The organism is Pontibacillus sp. HMF3514 (assembly GCF_009858175.1).
Taxonomy (GTDB): domain Bacteria; phylum Bacillota; class Bacilli; order Bacillales; family BH030062; genus Pontibacillus.
Map to the genome: position 1 here is coordinate 2,846,290 of NZ_CP047393.1, position 18,917 is coordinate 2,865,206.

Below are 18,917 nucleotides of genomic sequence, written 5' to 3' on the forward strand. Positions count from 1 at the left end.
TTGGGTTCTGCTTATTCAATCGCCTTTTAGAAGCCAAAACTAGACTTATTCATAAAATGAATGAATGGTCATTCACTCTCATTTTACAAAATTGCTTTTCCGCTGTCAATTCACCTGGGGACTTGTCCTTCATTGTTATAAAGAAAACTTGCCGATTGGCAAGCCTTTTAAGGCGCAGACAGAGGCTTAGTTGCACTTATACTTCATTCTTTCAAAATTTTCACTACGTCGAATTGCTTCTTTGCTAAAATTTTATACTTTCTTAACGTGCAAAGAAAAAGAGCACGAGGCTCAAATGGTTTTTTCGTTTGCTTGAGCTTGTTTTTCTTTCTCTTCATCTACTAAAGCTCTACGAAGAATTTTACCAACTGCTGTTTTAGGTAACTCATCTCTAAACTCATAAATATGTGGGACTTTATAGGCTGCTAAATGCTTACGGCAAAATGCATTCAACTCTTCTTCAGTTAATTGGTACCCTTCTTTCAGGACAACATATGCTTTAACCGTTTCTCCCCTGTATGGATCAGGGATGCCAGCTACCACAACTTCTTGAACCGCTTCATTTTCATACATGACTTCCTCTACTTCTCTAGGGTAAATATTAAATCCACCTGCGATAATCATATCTTTTTTACGATCCACAACGTAGAAGTAACCTTCTTCATCCATATAACCTAAATCACCCGTAAGGAACCAACCATCTTTCATGACTTGGTCCGTTTCTTCAGGACGATTCCAATAGCCTTTCATAACTTGTGGGCCTTTAACAGCAATTTCCCCAACTTCTCCGACTTCAACTTCCTCAAAAGTGTCTGGCGTCACAATTTTAGAATCTGTATCTGGCCAAGGGACACCAATGCTTCCACTCAATCGATTCGCATATACAAAATTTGAATGGGTAACAGGTGATGTTTCAGTTAAACCGTACCCCTCTACTAATTTACCATCTGTAACTTTTTCAAACTGTTCTTGAACTTCAGCATGTAACGGTGCAGACCCACTGATACAAGCTTCGATGGAGGATAAGTCATATTTCTTTAATGTTGGATGGTTTAATAATGCAATATAGATTGTAGGTGCTCCAGGAAACAGGGTTGGTTTCTGTTTCTGTATGGTTTTTAGAACATCCTCTACTTCAAACTTCGGAAGTAATACCATCTTAGATGCCATCATAATAGATAAATTCATAACGGCTGTCATTCCATATACATGGAAGAAAGGGAGTACTCCAAGCACAATCTCTTGCCCTTTTTCTGTTTTATACAGCCAATTTTGACTCATCTGAGTGTTTGCTACTAGATTATAATGTGTAAGCATTACACCTTTCGGAAAACCAGTTGTTCCGCCCGTGTACTGAAATAAGGCTAGGTCTTCTTTAGGTGATACATCCACTTCTTTTACATCACCGGATCCTTCCTCGAGTACACGTTTCCAAATGTGTGTACCATCTGAATGTTCAGGATGTACTACTATACCGTTTTGTTTCTTTTGAATGAAAGGATAGATGAGGTTTTTCGGAAAAGGTAGGTAATCTTTGATGCCTGTTACAATAACATGTTGTAGGTCTGTATTTCCTTTTACATTCGAAACTTTTGGGTATAACAAGTCTAGACAAAGGATCATCTTTGCGCCAGAGTCTTTCATTTGGTACTCTAATTCACGTTCCATGTAGAGTGGATTCGTTTGAACCACAACACCACCGGCCATTAATACTCCGTAATAACCAATCACGGATTGCGGAGAATTCGGAAGCATAATGGCTACACGATCTCCTTTTTCTAACCCTAAATTCTGCAAATAGCTAGCAAATGCTTTCGTCTGCTCATATAGCTCTTCATATGTTAGCTCTTTCCCCAGAAAATGAAGTGCTTTCTTTTTCGGAAATTCTTCAGCAGTTTCTTGAAGAAAAACGTGCAACGGTTTTTCGTCGTACTCAATCGTTGGCGAGATCTCTTCAGGATAATGCTTAACCCATGGACGTACATTTAACTCACTCATACAGTTACCCCCTTTATGATTATAGACCTACTTCTATTATAACCATTATGACTGAATATTTGAAATATTAATTATTCAATGAGGAAAAATGGTTAGATTTTTATATGGGAAATGTTAGTGAGAATAATCAGGGATATATGATACTTGTTATTCAGTTATATGGCAGGATTGTTGAAGACTTGAAACTGAGAGGAGTCCGTTGCTGTTGAGTAATTTGTTCCGGTCAGTGAAACGGCAAGCCTGTTGTGGAAGAAAAGCCGAGCCTCCTCGTTCCTGCGGGGTCTCGTCTTCCCTTTGTTACCACGACAGTTTGCCGTTTCCTTCCCTCCACGCGATTATGGAGACTAACGGACCATAATTTAGCTGCTTTCCCACCTCATATTGATTGGAAATCATATTCAGAGAAGTTGCTCAAACCCTTGTCATGATAGGCTTATACTACCAGAAATCAGAACATCCTCTCCCTAAACTACAGCGGTTCCGTTAATCTCAATAACGCCAAGGTGGGATGTGGAACGGGTTGACTCCTCCGGTAGAAAGGGCGAGCGAGATCCCGCAGGAACGAAGTGACGAGGAAGCTCGATCGGTCTTCCGGGGAAAGCAACCCGTTCCACAGCCCGCCGAACTGTACAAAAGCAACGGAACCATACGCACATTATCTCGATTCCAAGTCTTCCATATAAGGGGGCTTTAATGGAATAAAAAGAGCACTGAATTGCTTTACAATTCAATGCCCGTTCACTGCTCTACAACATCAAATATATAACTCCAATAATTACAAATAAAGCCGACACGACCCCTAACACTTTTGCTAAGGTTTCCACGTTGTGCTCTCTCCCTTACCCAATATTTGATCCAATAACAAATGATAGCCCCACAGAAATAATCATAGCAATAAACCCTACAGCTCTGTTATCTTTTTCGATCTCTTCATCAATTCGAAAGCTCGGTGTTAAAAATTCAAAAATAAAATAACCAAATAAGAGTAAGACGAATCCAAATAATCCCCACCCCATACTTTGTAACAAAGTGTCATTGTGTTGGATGGAATATCGGAAAATATTTGATATACCAAAAATTTTACCGCCAGTCGCCATAGCTACAGAAAAATTGCCTTGTTTAATCTGCTCCCAGTTGTTGTATTTCGTTACGATTTCAAAAATCGCTAAAAACAAAACACCACACAGTACAGACACACTATAGCTAGCTGCTGTTTCAATGAGCGGATGCTCCCAAAAATCCATGCGCGCCCTCCCCTTTATTTAACGTCATCTTATGTACAAATAAAGAAATACGGATATCCACTCAAATAGGTGAATATCGCATTTCCATTATTAACCTAACTCTAAAACGGTAACGCCTCCGCCACCCTCGTTCATTCCACCAGATCGAGAGGACTTAATAGAACGGTGCTTCTTCGCATATTGTTCAACAGCGTTTCGTAAAGCTCCAGTTCCTTTACCATGGATAATTGAAACTTTCGGATATCCTGCAAGTAATGCATCGTCTAGATATTTTTCTAACCGACGAAGTGCTTCGTCATAACGCTCCCCACGTAAATCCAGCTCAGGCTTTACATGATGACTTGAACCTTTAACCGTCGCCATTGGTTTTTCCTTTAAAGGTTCTTCGCGTTTTATAAACTCAAGATCTTTCGCTTTCACTTTCATTTTCATAATTCCCAGCTGAACTTGGAATTCTTTATCACTTACTTTTTCAGCAATGTGACCAGTTCGGTCTAAGGAAAGTACTTTCACTTCGTCCCCAACCTGTAATTCGGGTTGGGTTTGTTTGGCTTTTGGTTTCTGGTCTTGCTTAACCTGTTTCTTTGCCAGCTCTGGTTGAGCCTCATCAAGCATTTTTCTAGCTTCAATCCATTCATGTTCTTTCATGTCCGCTTGATTTTTCATCCGGCGCATCTCAGAAACGATTTCTTCGGCTTCCTGTCGAGCTTTTTCAATGGCTTTCTGGGCCTTTTCTTCAGCTTTCTTATAGAGTTCTTCACGTTTCGCTTCAAAATCTGCCCATTTTTGTTCGAGCTCTCGGTGCATATCTTGAGCTTCTTGTAAGAGGTTTTCAGCTTCCTCATAATCTTTTTCGGCTCCACGCTTAGATTCTTCAAGTGAAGCGATCATATTTTCAACACTCTTAGAGTCTGTACCCATATGCTCTTGAGCTTTTTCTATGACATTTTCTCGCAGCCCTAATCGGCGAGAAATCTCAAATGCGTTACTTCGACCAGGGACACCAATTAATAAACGATAGGTTGGCTTCAATGTTTGAATATCAAACTCGACAGAAGCATTAATAACACCCTGGCGATTATAGCCATAGGCCTTCAGTTCAGGGTAGTGCGTCGTGGCGATAACACGAGCACCACGGCTGACAACATCATCTAGAATGGACATGGCAAGTGCTGCCCCTTCTTGCGGGTCTGTTCCTGCTCCAAGCTCGTCAAAGAGCACTAGAGATTTATGATCAACCTTGCTCAAAATATCCACAATGTTGGTCATGTGAGAAGAGAATGTACTCAAGGACTGTTCAATCGACTGTTCATCTCCAATGTCAGCAAAGATGTTATCAAACACCGTCATCTCACAGCCATCTTGTGCTGGAATCTGCAACCCTGATTGAGCCATTAATGAGCATAGTCCAACCATTTTTAGCGTTACGGTTTTACCACCCGTATTGGGGCCTGTAATCACAATGGAGGAAAAGTCTTCCCCTAAATCTACGTCATTCGGAACTACTTCGTCTTCTTCGATAAGAGGATGTCTTGCCTGTCTCATTTTGATAATGCCTTGATCATTAATACCAGGCATGGCACCACGCATGTCTTTTCCTAAACGTGCTTTTGCAAACATGAAGTCCAATTGAGCTAACACTTCAACATTTTGATATAGAAATCCTTCATCTGCTGCAATACGTTCTGATAACTCAATTAAAATGCGCTCTACTTCATGTTTTTCTTGAACTTTAGCTTCCTGAAGAGAGTTATTTAATTCCACGATTGCTTGGGGTTCCATAAATAACGTTGCACCAGATGCAGATTGGTCATGGACTATTCCGCCAAAATTACCACGATACTCCTGTTTCACAGGTAAAACATAGCGATCATTTCGAATGGTAATAATCGCATCGGAAAGCATTTTGCTTTTTGACTTCGTCCACCCTTCCAATTTATCTCGTACACGACCTTCAAATGTTCTGATTCTTGAACGCAAAGTACGAAGCTTTTCAGAAGCGCCATCCATTACCTTTCCATTCTCATCAATACGGTTTTTAATCGTTCGCTCCAAATCACTTAACGGAACGATTTGTTCTACAAGCTCGAGCATAATAGGGATCTCGACATCTTCTATCTCTTCGATGAATTTTTTCATCTGCTTTCCACCATAAATGGTGCTTGCAACATCCATACATTCTTCTGGTTGTAGCATGCCACCGACCGACGCTCGCTTGATGTGTGGACGAATATCAGACACGCCCCCTAGTGGAACATGACCTTTTAAGCGGAAAATATGTGCCGCTTCATCTGTGTCCTTTTGCCACTTACGAACTTGATCGACATCAGTAGATGGCTTTAATTTTTTTGCCTGTTCTTTCCCTAAGGAAGAAGAGGCTTGTTCTGCTAATTGCTCAATAATTTTTTTATATTCTAATACATGATAGATACGATCATTCATGACTTTTACCCCTTTGTTACTTCTTTACCTGCCTTCATTCCAATCAGGCAGGGAGCCTGATGTCACTAAGTAACACTATTCTTTTGAAATATTTAAAAAGTCTTTAAGCTGCTGCTTCGTCCAAGTATTTAATACATTTTCTTTACGAAGCATTGCTTTACGTGCAACTCCCACACCGATCTCCATATGTTCTAGCATTGGGTAGTTGTGGGCGTCCGTATTAATGGAAATATACACACCTTCATCTTGTGCCTTCCCTAAGTATTGCCAAGAAAGATCTAAACGATTTGGGTTTGCATTCAATTCCAATGCTGTATTTGTCTCTTTCGCTCTCTGAAAAAGCTGGTCAATATCTACACTGTAACCATCCCGACGCCCAATAAGACGACCTGTTGGATGGGCTATAAGATTTACATGCGGGCATTCAAAAGCGCGATCAAGACGTTTCATTATCTCTTCCTGAGACTGGTTAAAGTTAGAGTGAATAGATGCAATGACAAAATCCATCTCTTTTAAAAACTCATCAGAGAAATCGAGTGTGCCATCAGGCTTAATATCCATTTCAATACCAGCAAATATATGAAAATCATCATAGAATTCATTTAGCTTATCAATTTCTTCTCTTTGTTTACGAAGGCGTGTTTCATCAAGGCCATTGGCAACTCGTAAATACTTCGAGTGATCTGTAATTGCGATATATTCATATCCTTTTTCACGTGCACGCTCAGCCATTTCTGCTAGTGATTGTGCACCGTCACTCCATGCTGTGTGCATATGAAGATCTCCTCGAATATCTTTATGCTGTAATAAGGATACTTCTTCGCGAAAAGCTTCTACTTCTCCATTGTTTTCTCTAACCTCGGGAGGTATAAAATTCAGGCCAAAATGAGCGAAAAAATCCTCTTCAGATGAGAATGTCTTCACTTCTCCTGTTTCACTATTCTCCACTCCATACTCACTGATCTTCTCACCTTGGTCCTTTGCGAGCTGACGTAAGGCAACATTATGATCTTTAGAACCTGTAAAGTGGTGGAGTGTTGTCGGGAATTCTTCAGGTTTCACGAGTCTAAAATCTACACCGATATCATACCCCTCAGAAAGAACTAGGGATACTTTCGTTTCTCCTTGAGCTACGATCTCTTTAATATTATCAATTTCTAACAGCTGATCGCGTACTTTTTCAGGTGCATTTGTAGACAATATAAAGTCGATATCTTTTATAGTCTCTCTCATACGTCTTAAGCTACCTGCTCGAGAGTATTGTTCAATACCTGCCATATCTCCCAGGTACTCCTCAATCTTCTCTGCTAGAGGCAGCATTACCGCAATCGGTAACCGTTCAGGTCGTTGATTGGCTTCCTCTAACGTTTGTAGAATTTTTTCCTCTGTCTTTTTACCAAAACCACTAAGCTGTTGTACTTTTCCTTCCTCACAAGCTTCTTTTAACGAGGTAGCATCCGTTACACCAAGTTCTTGATACAACTTGGCCAATTTCTTCCCACCAAGTCCTTGAAGCTGCAGCAAAGGAATCAACCCGGCTGGTACTTCCTGCTCTAATTGCGTAAGCGTTTGAGATTCACCAGACTCAATAATTTCTTGAATTACAGCTGCGGTACCTTTTCCAATCCCATTCATTTTTGTGAAATCCTCTATTTCAGATAAGGAACGATCATCTGTTTCTAAGGCTTGGGCCGCTTTTCGGTAAGCAGAAATTTTAAAAGGATTCTCCCCTTTTAACTCCAAGTACACAGCAATTTGTTCTAATTTCTTTATGAGTTGTTTTTTATCTACTTTCATCTTGTTCACCTGCTTTTTATCTTAATAAGAAAAGCGCAAGGGCCCGTATAGCAATGAAGGGACTGGACTGAGCCAGTAGTGAGATTAACCAAACTTGCTGATTGGCAAGCCGTTAGGCGCAGACAGAAGCTTAGTTGCCGTGGTACTTTAACCTAGAAATTTTAACTACGTCGAAATACTTCTTCGCTAAAATTTCATGTCATCAAATGTGTAAAGGAAACACAAATTGTGAAACAATTTGATGTTGACTTATTGAATGGAGAAAGAATGATCGACTAAGTTCGTCACGTCCTGTGACAACGTCGATCTGACCCACATCGTATGGGCCCAAGTCCCTTCATTGCTGGGCGCTGGAGCTAGACATCTAAGAGCTACATCTTAAACTTTCTTCGCATGTAAAGAAAAAACTTCTCCAAAAAAGAGAAGTTATTGATTAAAATACTCTGAGACATGTTCAAACCACATCGTTTTGATTTGTTCAGAAAATAAAGGTGTATGCTCGATCATAGTTTGTGCAACAAAAGAGCTATCAATAAGATTTTGAACAAACTCAATAGGCACAAGTGCAGCTAAATATAAAAAGATAAATACAATAAAGTACATCTCGATAAAACCAAGACCTGCTCCTAATAGACCATTAAAAGACTTAATTAATGGTAGGTCGGCTAGGAAATCTAGCATTGATGCTACGATTTGCAGAATGATCTTTACACCAAAAAATAGTGCAGCAAACGCTACGGCATGATAGAATGCACCCTCTAATGGTAGAGAATTCAGAAATACAGCCCATGCTTGATCCTCCGGTAAGTCTGGGTATGGGAGCCATAACTCCAGTTTTGGAGCCAAATCATCGTAATAAATGACTGCGAAAACAAAAGCAATAATGAATCCAGTCATATGGAAGAGTTGAAGTACAAACCCTCTTCTCATTCCAATAAAAAACCCTAAAATTAAGATAGCAATTAACAGTAAATCAATCATTGTTCAAACGATCCTCATCTTTCCTTTTAGAATCAATTACTTCCATGTACTCTTCTTTCAATTTCACATAGTCATTCATAGTGTTTACTGCAGTTAGAACAGCAAGTTTTGCTGTATCTAAACCTGGGTTCGTCTCTTTCATTTCACGCATTTGTTGGTCAACGAGACTAGCAACCATTCGTATATGGTGGGCTGGCTCGTCTCCCTTAATTGTATAAAGTCGATTATGTATTTCCACTGTCGTACGATTTTTGTCAGATTGCGACACGGAGAAGCCCCCTCATTCACAATAGAATCCTAAATTTAATATTAACATGAAGAAGTTATATAAAGAAAGCATTGTTATGTATTCCTCTTCATGTTCAGCTTCAATCGTATTTCTGATATACTGTAGATTACATGTAAAACGATCGTGTACAAGCTCCCTTTTTGCATGGAAGCTGCATGAGAACATCGTTTAAAAGGAGTTCAGTCTATGTCACAAACCGTATTACAACTTCCACAAAACAACATCTACAATATGAAAGATTACTATAAACCACAGATAAAGGCAAAGGTTCCACAAGGAGCTATCTTCTCAGCAAAAGTTGAAGGCTGTTCCATCACTGCCTATAAATCTGGTAAAGTCTTATTCCAAGGTCCTCGGCATTTTGAGGAATCAGGGAAATGGGGAAATAGCTCATCTTCTTCAGGTGGTTCGACTAAAAAGAAGCCAGCTCCTTCCTCTTCTCCATATGCTCCCCCTAAGTCTTTATATCAGTCCTCACACGTAGGATCTGATGAAGCAGGAACAGGGGATTATTTTGGACCGATTACTGTTGCCTGTGCATATGTGAAAGAAGACCAAATTGATGAATTAAAACGCATTGGTGTCCGTGACTCAAAGGATTTAAATGACCCTCAAATTCAACAAATTGCTCAACGTATCGTTAAGATGGGGATCCCGTATTCTTTAGTTACCTTAAATAATGAGAAATACAATGAGTGGCAGCAAAAAGGCTGGTCCCAAGGGAAAATGAAAACGATGCTTCACCACACGGCTTATAATAAGCTACTCAAAAAAATCTCTCCAACAAAGCCAGAGGGATGGATCATTGACCAATTCGCCGAACCCAATGTGTATAAAAAACATCTTCGAACAGAGAATCAAACCCTTCAGGAGAACGTGTACTTCTTGAAAAAAGCTGAATCCTACTCAATTGCTGTAGCTGCAGCTTCTATCATTGCACGAACACAATTTGTGATGCAGATGGATAAACTTTCAGAAAAAGCCGGTATGGAACTTCCTAAAGGTGCTTCTAAGAAGGTAGACCAAACAGCTGCAAGACTTATGGAAAAAGAGGGGACTGATGCGATAGGACAGTACGCGAAGGTCCATTTCGCTACAACTGAAAAAGCTTTAAATTATATGAAACGCTAGTCCTTTTGGGCTAGCGTTTTTATGATGAAATGGTATTCAGGCGGTTTTCAAGGGGATACGGGCACTCGTGGTCTATTTACAGGCTATGAGTCGGTGGGATCTGGCGATAGTAGCTAATTTGCGAGCGGTTAACTGTCGAATTCAAGCTATTGAACGCGAATGCGGGCGATTTTCGGTCTCTGGTTAATGAATCATGTTTCCTTTTACATAAAAATCCCGTCCACAACCTCAATCGTGGACGGGATCTCGACTCGTTACCCTCTTAGTTCAGCATTATAGTCTGCTTTAACTTTTTCTAAAATTGTATTGTGTGCTTCTTCTACTTCTTCATCCGTTAGCGTACGTGTAGGATCAAGATAACGAAGACTAAATGCCAGTGATTTCTTACCTTCTGGCAGGTGTTCGCCTTGGTATAGGTCGAACACTAAAGCGTGCTGTACAAGTGGTTGACCTGCTTCAAGAATTGTCTTGCGAAGGTCTCCCGCTTTCACATCGTTATCCACAACAAGTGCGATGTCACGGCTCACGGACGGATGACGAGGGATCGGTGTGTACGATTCTTCGTCTGATACAGCTGTGAATAGTGCTTCTAAATCAACATCATACACATACGTTTCTTTTAGATCATAACCTTTTTGTAACGCAGGGTGAAGCTGACCAAGGTGACCGATTGTTTTTCCGTTCAGTTCAATTTTAGCTGTACGACCTGGGTGCATGCCTTCTACTTTTGCTTGCTTATATGTGATCTTAGATTCAAGATCTAATAGGTCGAACAAGCCTTCTAAAATACCTTTCAGAACGTAGAAGTCAACGTTTTTCTTTTCTTGTTGCCAAGGATGGGATACCCAGCTACCTGTAAGCACACCAGATAGACGCTCTTCTTCGTTTGGTTGCTTCGTTAGGATGGATTCCTCTGAAACATATATCGATCCAATTTCATAAAACGCAACGTCTTGTTGCTTACGAGCAATGTTATAAGAAGCAGAAGCTAAAAGCTCTGGTAACATGCTTAAGCGTAAGTGACTGTGCTCTTCACTCATCGGCATCGCCAAGTGAACAGGACGTAAATTCTCCGTTTTCACATCAGGACTTACAAGCATTTGAGCACGCTCTTCAGTTGTTAGTGAGTACGTAATGGCCTCAGATAATCCTGCTCCTTCAAGGTAGTGACGAACTTTTCTACGAAGGGATTGGTGCTTCGTTAATCCTCCTGCATTACCTTCTCCACCTGGCATAGTAAATGGAATATCATCATAACCGTACATACGGCCAATTTCTTCAACCATATCTTCAAAGATCGTGATATCGCCACGACGAGTTGGAATGCTCACTTCAAACTCTTCCCCTTTTTGGTTATAAGAGAAACCAAGCTTACGAAGAATTTCTTGGATATGTTCATCCGTCAAATTCGTTCCAAGCACATGGTTCATGCGAGATGTTGTGATTGTAACGACTGCTTCCTCATAGGAAAGTTCATCGTGATCCACTACACCTTCAAGAACCTCACCATTTGCATATTGGGATAGAAGTTGTGCAGCACGTAAGCCAGCACGTTTAACGCGATCTGGGTCTACAGCCTTTTCAAAACGGACAGAAGACTCACTACGCAAACCGTGATCTTTTGAAGCTTTTCTTACCGTTTGTGGATCGAAGTAAGCCGCTTCTAAAAGAACAGATGTAGTACCTTCGTGTACCTCTGAGTCAGCACCACCCATAACACCAGCTATAGCAACTGGTTCTTTACCATTTGTTATGACAAGATGGTCTGAAGATAATGTACGTTCTTCATTGTCTAATGTTTTGATTGATTCGCCTTCTTGCGCTCGACGAACAACAACTTCTTTACTTCCAAATCGATCATAATCGAATGCATGTAATGGCTGACCATATTCAAGTAATACGTAGTTTGTGATGTCGACTACGTTATTGATTGGACGAATACCTGAGGCTACAAGACGGTTACGCATCCATAACGGGGATGGGCCAACCTCAATGTTCCGAATAACCATTGCACCATAATATGGATTTAAGTCAGTCGCCTCAACCTTCACAGACACTTCATCGCTAGCTTTCTGATCAGTGATTTGAACATCCTCATTTGGAAGCTTAATGTCAGTGTCTAGCATAGCTGCAACCTCATAAGCTACACCTAGCATGCTCAGAGCATCGGAACGGTTAGGTGTAAGACCTAGCTCTAAAATAACATCATCAAGGTTTAAAAGAGATGTCGCATCTGCTCCTACCTCAGCATCTTCAGGGAATACGAAAATACCATCTTCATATTCTTTTGGAACGTATTTAGGATCAATGCCAAGCTCTTGAAGAGAACAAATCATACCGCTTGATTCTTCCCCGCGAAGCTTAGCCTTTTTAATTTTGAAATTGCCAGGTAAAACAGCTCCAGGTTTCGCAACTGCTACTTTTTGACCCTGAGCTACGTTCGGAGCACCACACACGATCTGTAGCGTTTCGTCTCCAACATCAACCTGACATAAGTTTAATTTATCTGCATTTGGGTGCTGAGCACATTCTTTCACATAACCGACAACGAGGTGTTCAATCGGTTCACCAAAAGGCTCAACGCCTTCAACTTCAATACCCGTTTTTGTAATTTTTTCTGCTAAATCTTCAGGAGTTAATCCTTGAAGATCCACGTATTGTTTTAGCCAATTTAATGATACAAACATTGTGGTTTCTCCTCCTTACGCCTTATGGAATTGGTTTAAGAATCGGACATCATTTGTGTAGAAGTGACGAATATCATCGATACCGTATTTCAACATCGCAATACGCTCAGGTCCCATTCCAAAAGCAAATCCAGTGTATTCTTCCGGATCATAGCCTGCCATTTCAAGTACGTTCGGGTGTACCATACCTGCACCTAAAATCTCGATCCAGCCAGTACCCTTACATACGGAACAACCTTCTCCTCCACACATCTTACAGGAAATATCCATTTCTACAGACGGCTCTGTAAATGGGAAGAAGCTAGGACGCAAGCGGATCTCACGTTCTGCACCAAACATTTGCTTAGCGAACGCATTTAGCACGCCTTTTAAGTCACTCATGCGTACATGTTTATCAACAAGAAGTCCTTCAATTTGCGTAAACTGGTGAGAGTGTGTCGCATCATCTGTGTCACGACGATAAACTTTTCCAGGGCAAATGATTTTAACAGGTCCTTTTCCTTCGTGCTTTTCCATCGTACGGGCTTGCACCGGTGAAGTGTGTGTCCGCATAAGAATCTCTTCTGTAATGTAAAAGGAATCCTGCATATCACGTGCTGGGTGACCTTTGGGAAGATTCAAGGCTTCAAAGTTGTAGTAATCTGCTTCAACTTCGGGACCTTCAGCTACCTCAAAGCCCATCCCAATGAACAGGTCTTCAATTTCTTCAATAAGGTTTGTTAACAGGTGCGGTCCACCAGTTGGTGCTGGACGTCCAGGAAGTGTAACATCAATGGTTTCTTCCTCTAACTGTTTTTCAAGTGCCTCATTTTCAAGCTTTTGTTTTTTCGTTTCAATCGCTGTTGCGATTTCTTCACGTACGTCATTCGCAAGTTGACCAATAACAGGGCGTTCTTCTTTAGGAAGTTTCCCCATTCCTTTAAGCACTTCTGTGATTGGACCTTTTTTGCCCAAGTATTGTACTTTAACATCTTGTAATGCTTTTACTTCATTTGCCTCTTCAACTTGTTTTAAGGCATCGGTTTTTAGTTCCTGTAACCGTTCTTGCATGGATAGATCCTCCTTTTATAAGCTCAGTTTTTGACATATAAAAAAGTCCCCTCCCTAAAAAAGGGACGAGACTTGTAAGTACGTTTCGCGGTACCACCCTTGTTGACACTACACGTATGCAGTGACCACTTCATCATTGATAACGGAATTCAAATCCGGAAACACGATTACTCATGAATGGTGAGGTCTCCGTGTCAGCTCCAGAGTGAAATTCAATGATTCCAACGATAGAAATGCTTCCAGTCCATGGCATTTCCTCCCTGCATTCGTTTGGGTGGTAATCATTTACTTGCTCTTTCAACGCTTATTGTTATGTCGTTATTGTTTTATTATAGAAAAGCAAAAGCCATCATGCAAGCCTAGTTCCGTAAATAATACATTAAAATTCCGGAAGCAATCGCTACATTAAGGGACTCAGCTTGTCCGAAAATCGGGATTGTAACGTTTTGATCAGCGAATTGAAGGTACTCATCCTGAACACCAGCTCCTTCATTCCCCACAAGCAGAGCTACAGGAGAGGTAGGTTTTACTGTATGATACTCATTTGCATTTCTTAATGATGTTGCCCAGACTGATAACCCTTTATCTTTAATGTAAGGTAACCATTCTTCTAAATCACCTTGAAAAACAGGTACATGAAAGATGGATCCTTGTGTTGAACGAAGTGCTTTATCATTGTAAGGATCAACCGTTCCTTTACCTGCAATGATTGCATCAAAACCAGCCGCATCAGCTGTCCGGATCAAAGTACCAAGATTACCTGGATCTTGAATGGCGTCAAGTACTAATACTCTTGAAAAGTCTCCCCATTCAGGCTCGGTCATATTTATAACGGCTGCCACTCCTTGTGGATGTTCCGTTTCGGTTATAGCGTTAAACACCTCATCGGTTACGCTAAACCATTTGTAAGACTGCCATTCATTCGGTAAATCCACATCTTCTCGTACGATGATTTCTTTTACGTCCCATAAACTGTTAACGGCTTCTTCAACAAGGTGAAATCCTTCAACCATGAAACTTTGCTCTTTTTCTCGATCCCGTTTTTTCTGGAGTTTTTTCCAACGTTTAACGGTATTATTTTGTACGGAGGTAATCATTAGTAATCATTCCTTTTTCATTCGTTCCGTCCGTTGTTTTTCCTTTACTATCATACATATTTCGATTTGCGGTGGTCAAACTATTCTTAACGGATGTTAGAGAAAAGAGGTGGAACGAATGAACCTAAATTTACGTAATGCAATCTTATCGAATGTATCCGGTAATGACCAAGATCAGCTTGAAGCAACCATTCTTGATGCTATTGATAGTGGCGAAGAAAAAATGCTCCCAGGTCTTGGTGTGCTTTTTGAACTGATTTGGAAAAATGCTGATGAGTCTGAAAAGCAAGATATGTTAGAGACGCTTCAAGAAGGCGTTCAGAATGCTAAGTAATCATGACATTCTTTAATTATAAAGCCATCGTTCCTTTTGGAGCAGGTGGCTTTTTTAGATATAGTATGAGTGGTTTGTCTAAGGATTAGACGTGTTACTATTTATTCAAGTAAGCGGAAGAAGTACTTAAACAAAAAGCCTATCACATGTTGCAATGAACACATGATAGGCTAATCTAATTAATCGAATGTAATTTCTTTTACTTTGTCAGCATCTAAACCTTTAATGATTTCAACAAACAAGTTCACAGCGTTTTCGAAATCATCACGGTGTAGCATGGCTGCGTGTGAGTGGATATAACGGGTTGCAACTGTAATAACAAGGGATGGTACCCCATTACCTGTTAAGTGGATTGAACCAGCGTCTGTTGCGCCTCCACCAATGACATCGAATTGATAAGGGATGTCATTTTTTTCAGCTGTATCGATTACGTAATCACGTAAACCTTTGTGAGAGATCATGGACGCATCATATAAAATGACTTGAGGCCCTTCTCCCATTTTACTTGCAGCATCTTTATCGGAAACCCCAGGTGTGTCTCCTGCAATACCTACATCTACCGCAAAGCCGATGTCTGGATCAATCATATGAGCTGACGTCTTTGCCCCTCGACGTTGAACTTCTTCTTGCACAGTGTTTACACCGTACAGAACGTTTGGATGCCCTTCCTCTTTTAAGCGACGCATAGCTTCAATTGTGATCGCACATCCAATACGGTTGTCCCATGCTTTTGCCAATAGCATTTTTTCGTTCGGCATTTGTGTAAACTCAAAGTAAGGCACAACAGAGTCTCCCGGTTTCACACCGAACTCTTCTGCTTCTTCTTTTGAAGACGCACCAATATCGATGAACATGTCCTTCATATCAACAGCTTGCTTTCGTTGTTCAGCAGGTAAGATATGTGGTGGTTTTGACCCAATTACACCCGTAAGGTCACCTTTTTCAGTCATGATCGTCACACGTTGTGCTAACATAACTTGTGTCCACCATCCACCTAAGTTTTGAAAATATAAAAATCCATTATCATCAATACGAGTTACCATGAATCCAACCTCATCTAGGTGCCCCGCCATCATAATTTTTGGACCGTCTTTTTGGCCTGTACGTTTAGCAACCAGGCTTCCTAAGTTATCTGTGTAAACCTCATCTGCATAAGGTGATATGTAATTCGTTACGACATCACGAATCTCTTTCTCATTTCCTGGTACCCCTTTTGCGTCTGTCAGATCTTTAAGCATCGTCAGGGTATCATCCCATTTAGGCATTCTTTTTCCTCCTCCATTGTTATCTCTACCGGTCATTATAACGTTTATTGAAAAAATTCACAAAATAACCTTCTTAATACCCTTCTTCCTGTCTCTGGTGATTTTTTTCATTTTTTTCAAAATAAGCTCGCTGAATATCCTCTTCAGAAAAGCCAAGTTTCACCCCTAACAAAAGAAAAGAAGAAAACAATTCATGATATCTTTTTTCTGATGGGTCCTCTTGGAACAAATGAACCCTTCCATAAACGTCTTGAAAAGCTAACGTCAGTTCTTGCACAGTTTCATACCCGAATTTAGTCGATTCCCCGTATCTATAGCCTTTTTCTAAGCCTAATGACATGATGAAGTGAAGTCCATCGACATACTCCTCTAAAATAATGTCAGAATCACTTGATGGCTTTTGACTCCAAAACTTAAAACACCTAGTCTCATTCGCTAACTCACCTACTTCAACAAGAAGAGCAAGTACTTTCTTCTGAAATAAATCATCATTTTCTAAACCATGTTCGTTTTCAATTCGTGAATCTAATTGTTGCTGCATTTCGAAAAGCTGTTCCCAGTTCATAATTTTGCTCCTTAAAAAATAATTTTTTCTGATTATAGCATGTTTTGATATGATAGAAGAAAAACCTGAAACATTTTTGAATCTGATACGTATTCACATATAAAGATACAATTCAAGGAGAGGCGATGACCATGATCGTTATTTTACTTCGTTTACTTATTTTGATTGCAATGATCTTATTAATATATACTGCGTACAAATATATCATGAATCCAAAGCGAAAGCTTGAGCTTGCACAAGAGAAGAAACAATTTTATTTTTTAGATGATACAGATAATGTTAAAAAGAACTTTTTACTAACCTATAAAGGCGTTTTGTTTGAGGGTGAAAAATATCTCGGCACAACTGAAAACTCGTTTGATGTCGTTTCCATTTCTGTTTGGACAAAGCAACCTAATAAGCTAAAGGGATTTGAACGACAGGATTTATATTTTGTCGAAAAAGAAATCCTCATCCACTATCCATATGCTGAAATTGATTGGAAAAACCCCGTTAACCAGCTTATATTATCGAGTTCAAAAACAAACGATTAAAAAAGGGATGGCAGATGCCATCCCTTTTTTTATTTGGCTGTTTGAAAAAAGTCATTCCATTTAATCACAATTTCTTTTCTACGCAATAAGTAAATGATCGGTAGGAGCGCTAAAATAAGCGGCCCCATTATGATTGGAGATAATGTAGAAAGCCATTGTCCTACAGAGGTATATACTACTGCTAGAGGAATGTTGGAATAGAATGAAGTCTTCATATAATCTCTAAATCCTGTGGTCATCTCAATAATCATAAGTGACAATAAGTGAAAGTGAATGAAAGGTACAAGTCGTAATAATGCAATTTGCCCTGTTGAGAACCCCGAGTGTTTCCCGAACAAACGTTGTTTCAATTTCATCAGTTTCTTCAATGTTTTCGGCATCCATTGACTGATTTTATAAAAAATCAGACTGGATAAAGTCACCCCAATTATGGAGTATACAGATCCTGTAACGGCTCCGAATAAAATTCCACCTGACACACAAATAAATGCCACAGGTAGAAAAAGCAAAGGCCTAAGCAAGTGAAAACCAATAAATAAAAGGGGCGCGAAAAACCCGCTAGTTTCTAAAACCATCATAATGGTAGCACCTAGCTGTTGCATGTGAACCCCCTCCTTGGACAGTTTGCCTATTCTATTCTTATGACAAGAGACGAGCCTTTATGACAACGTATAGTACAATGTGTAATACCATAATGATCGGAGTTCCTATAGTAAACATTGTATGCTTGGTTTTGTGACGAAAATAACTCATACCAAGCCAATTTCCTAAAGCTCCACCAATCCAAGCTATGGTCCATAGCGTCTTTTCCTGAACACGCCACTTATCGTTCCTCGCTCTTTTTTTATCAACTCCCATAAGGATGAAGCCTATAAGGTTAATGACAACAAAATATACAATAAAAATTAAATTGAAACTCATATGTACAACCTCAATTCTGGTTAATCTGTATGTATAGCATATATTAAAATGATCGCATTTTGTGTAGTTTTTTAGGACAAGCAGGCTATTTTAGAAGTGACAATGTATTTTGATTTTAGAGTTGCCTACCAAAAAAAGTAAAAAGAAAAAGTCATTTTCCCTCATATTAGAAGGAAAATGACTTTTATACCGTTCACTTATTTAAGTGCTGCTTTAGCTTGTTGAGCTAGGTCAGCGAATGCTTTTTCATCTGAAATTGCGATGTCAGCAAGCATTTTACGGTTAACTTCGATACCAGCTTGCTTCAAACCGTGCATTAGACGGCTGTAAGAAATGTCGTTTTGACGAGCCGCAGCGTTAATACGTGCGATCCACAGACGACGGAAATCACGTTTTTTCTGACGACGGTCACGGTATGCATACTGACCGGATTTCATTACCTGTTGTTTTGCTGTTTTGAATAAAGCATGTTTTGAACCATAATAACCTTTAGCAAGCTTTAAGACGCGCTTACGACGTTGGCGAGTGACTGTTCCACCTTTTACACGTGCCATAATAGTTCCCTCCTGAATTTCATTTTACT

Annotated in this window: 17 protein-coding genes and 1 other annotated feature; of the genes, 3 read left to right on the forward strand and 14 right to left on the reverse strand. The window is 40.0% G+C overall.

Features of this window, described 5'->3' with window-relative positions; translation table 11 throughout:
* Positions 1-291 precede the first annotated feature (291 nt).
* The 6 genes from GS400_RS14700 to zapA all read right to left on the reverse strand — a co-directional run bounded on the left by GS400_RS14700 (position 292) and on the right by zapA (position 8,730).
* Positions 292-1,998, reverse strand: coding sequence for a long-chain-fatty-acid--CoA ligase (locus tag GS400_RS14700; RefSeq protein ID WP_160103010.1), 1,707 nt, complete (start codon positions 1,996-1,998; stop codon positions 292-294).
* Positions 1,999-2,837: 839 nt separating this feature from the next.
* Positions 2,838-3,242 (reverse strand): DUF350 domain-containing protein, encoded by a 405-nt coding sequence (locus tag GS400_RS14705; protein WP_160103012.1) that lies wholly within the window; start codon positions 3,240-3,242, stop codon positions 2,838-2,840.
* A gap of 90 nt (positions 3,243-3,332) precedes the next feature.
* Entirely contained in the window at positions 3,333-5,684 is a 2,352-nt protein-coding gene (locus GS400_RS14710; protein ID WP_160103014.1) for an endonuclease MutS2, read from the reverse strand.
* Positions 5,685-5,759: 75 nt separating this feature from the next.
* Positions 5,760-7,481, reverse strand: coding sequence for a DNA polymerase/3'-5' exonuclease PolX (gene polX / locus GS400_RS14715; RefSeq protein WP_160103016.1), 1,722 nt, complete (start codon positions 7,479-7,481; stop codon positions 5,760-5,762).
* A 426-nt stretch (positions 7,482-7,907) separates the two neighbouring features.
* Entirely contained in the window at positions 7,908-8,462 is a 555-nt protein-coding gene (locus GS400_RS14720; RefSeq protein WP_160103018.1) for a CvpA family protein, read from the reverse strand.
* Entirely contained in the window at positions 8,455-8,730 is a 276-nt protein-coding gene (gene zapA / locus GS400_RS14725; protein ID WP_027447225.1) for a cell division protein ZapA, read from the reverse strand. Before zapA ends, GS400_RS14720 begins: the two co-directional genes overlap by 8 nt.
* Before the next feature lie 207 nt (positions 8,731-8,937).
* On the opposite strand from zapA, the gene rnhC reads away from it, so the two are divergent.
* A complete protein-coding gene (gene rnhC, locus GS400_RS14730) occupies positions 8,938-9,882 on the forward strand; it encodes a ribonuclease HIII (protein ID WP_160103020.1) in 945 nt (314 codons plus the stop codon).
* Positions 9,883-10,136: 254 nt separating this feature from the next.
* Here the strand turns inward: rnhC and pheT are convergent, their stop codons facing one another.
* The 3 genes from pheT to GS400_RS14745 all read right to left on the reverse strand — a co-directional run bounded on the left by pheT (position 10,137) and on the right by GS400_RS14745 (position 14,716).
* The gene (gene pheT, locus GS400_RS14735) at positions 10,137-12,569 is read right to left on the reverse strand and encodes a phenylalanine--tRNA ligase subunit beta (RefSeq protein WP_160103022.1); all 2,433 of its coding nucleotides are present in this window, start codon (positions 12,567-12,569) and stop codon (positions 10,137-10,139) included.
* A gap of 15 nt (positions 12,570-12,584) precedes the next feature.
* Complete coding sequence (gene pheS, locus GS400_RS14740; RefSeq protein WP_160103024.1) at positions 12,585-13,619, reverse strand: phenylalanine--tRNA ligase subunit alpha; 1,035 nt, start codon at positions 13,617-13,619, stop codon at positions 12,585-12,587.
* Between the two features lie 58 nt (positions 13,620-13,677).
* Positions 13,678-13,929 (reverse strand) — a binding site (T-box leader).
* A gap of 49 nt (positions 13,930-13,978) precedes the next feature.
* The gene (locus GS400_RS14745; protein WP_160103026.1) at positions 13,979-14,716 is read right to left on the reverse strand and encodes a TrmH family RNA methyltransferase; all 738 of its coding nucleotides are present in this window, start codon (positions 14,714-14,716) and stop codon (positions 13,979-13,981) included.
* 118 nt (positions 14,717-14,834) lie between these two features.
* Here GS400_RS14745 and sspI point away from each other — a divergent pair, with 118 nt between their 5' ends.
* A complete protein-coding gene (gene sspI / locus GS400_RS14750; RefSeq protein WP_027447230.1) occupies positions 14,835-15,050 on the forward strand; it encodes a small acid-soluble spore protein SspI in 216 nt (71 codons plus the stop codon).
* Between the two features lie 179 nt (positions 15,051-15,229).
* Here the strand turns inward: sspI and GS400_RS14755 are convergent, their stop codons facing one another.
* Together GS400_RS14755 and GS400_RS14760 are read right to left on the reverse strand one after the other, a co-directional pair.
* The gene (locus GS400_RS14755) at positions 15,230-16,315 is read right to left on the reverse strand and encodes a M42 family metallopeptidase (protein WP_160103028.1); all 1,086 of its coding nucleotides are present in this window, start codon (positions 16,313-16,315) and stop codon (positions 15,230-15,232) included.
* Between the two features lie 73 nt (positions 16,316-16,388).
* Positions 16,389-16,880, reverse strand: a complete 492-nt coding sequence (locus GS400_RS14760; protein WP_160103030.1) for a dUTP diphosphatase — start codon at positions 16,878-16,880, stop codon at positions 16,389-16,391.
* Between the two features lie 131 nt (positions 16,881-17,011).
* Here GS400_RS14760 and GS400_RS14765 point away from each other — a divergent pair, with 131 nt between their 5' ends.
* Positions 17,012-17,413: a sigma-w pathway protein ysdB gene (locus GS400_RS14765; RefSeq protein ID WP_160104642.1), complete on the forward strand. Its 402-nt coding sequence runs from the start codon at positions 17,012-17,014 to the stop codon at positions 17,411-17,413.
* Between the two features lie 29 nt (positions 17,414-17,442).
* On the opposite strand, the gene GS400_RS14770 is transcribed toward GS400_RS14765, so the two are convergent.
* The 3 genes from GS400_RS14770 to rplT all read right to left on the reverse strand — a co-directional run bounded on the left by GS400_RS14770 (position 17,443) and on the right by rplT (position 18,888).
* Positions 17,443-18,015 carry a TVP38/TMEM64 family protein gene (locus tag GS400_RS14770; RefSeq protein WP_160103032.1) on the reverse strand — a complete coding sequence of 191 codons (573 nt, stop codon included), beginning with the start codon at positions 18,013-18,015 and terminating at the stop codon, positions 17,443-17,445.
* A gap of 37 nt (positions 18,016-18,052) precedes the next feature.
* Positions 18,053-18,334 (reverse strand): DUF1294 domain-containing protein, encoded by a 282-nt coding sequence (locus GS400_RS14775; RefSeq protein ID WP_160103034.1) that lies wholly within the window; start codon positions 18,332-18,334, stop codon positions 18,053-18,055.
* 197 nt (positions 18,335-18,531) lie between these two features.
* Positions 18,532-18,888 (reverse strand): 50S ribosomal protein L20, encoded by a 357-nt coding sequence (gene rplT / locus GS400_RS14780; protein WP_027447732.1) that lies wholly within the window; start codon positions 18,886-18,888, stop codon positions 18,532-18,534.
* Between the last annotated feature and the right edge of the window lie 29 nt (positions 18,889-18,917).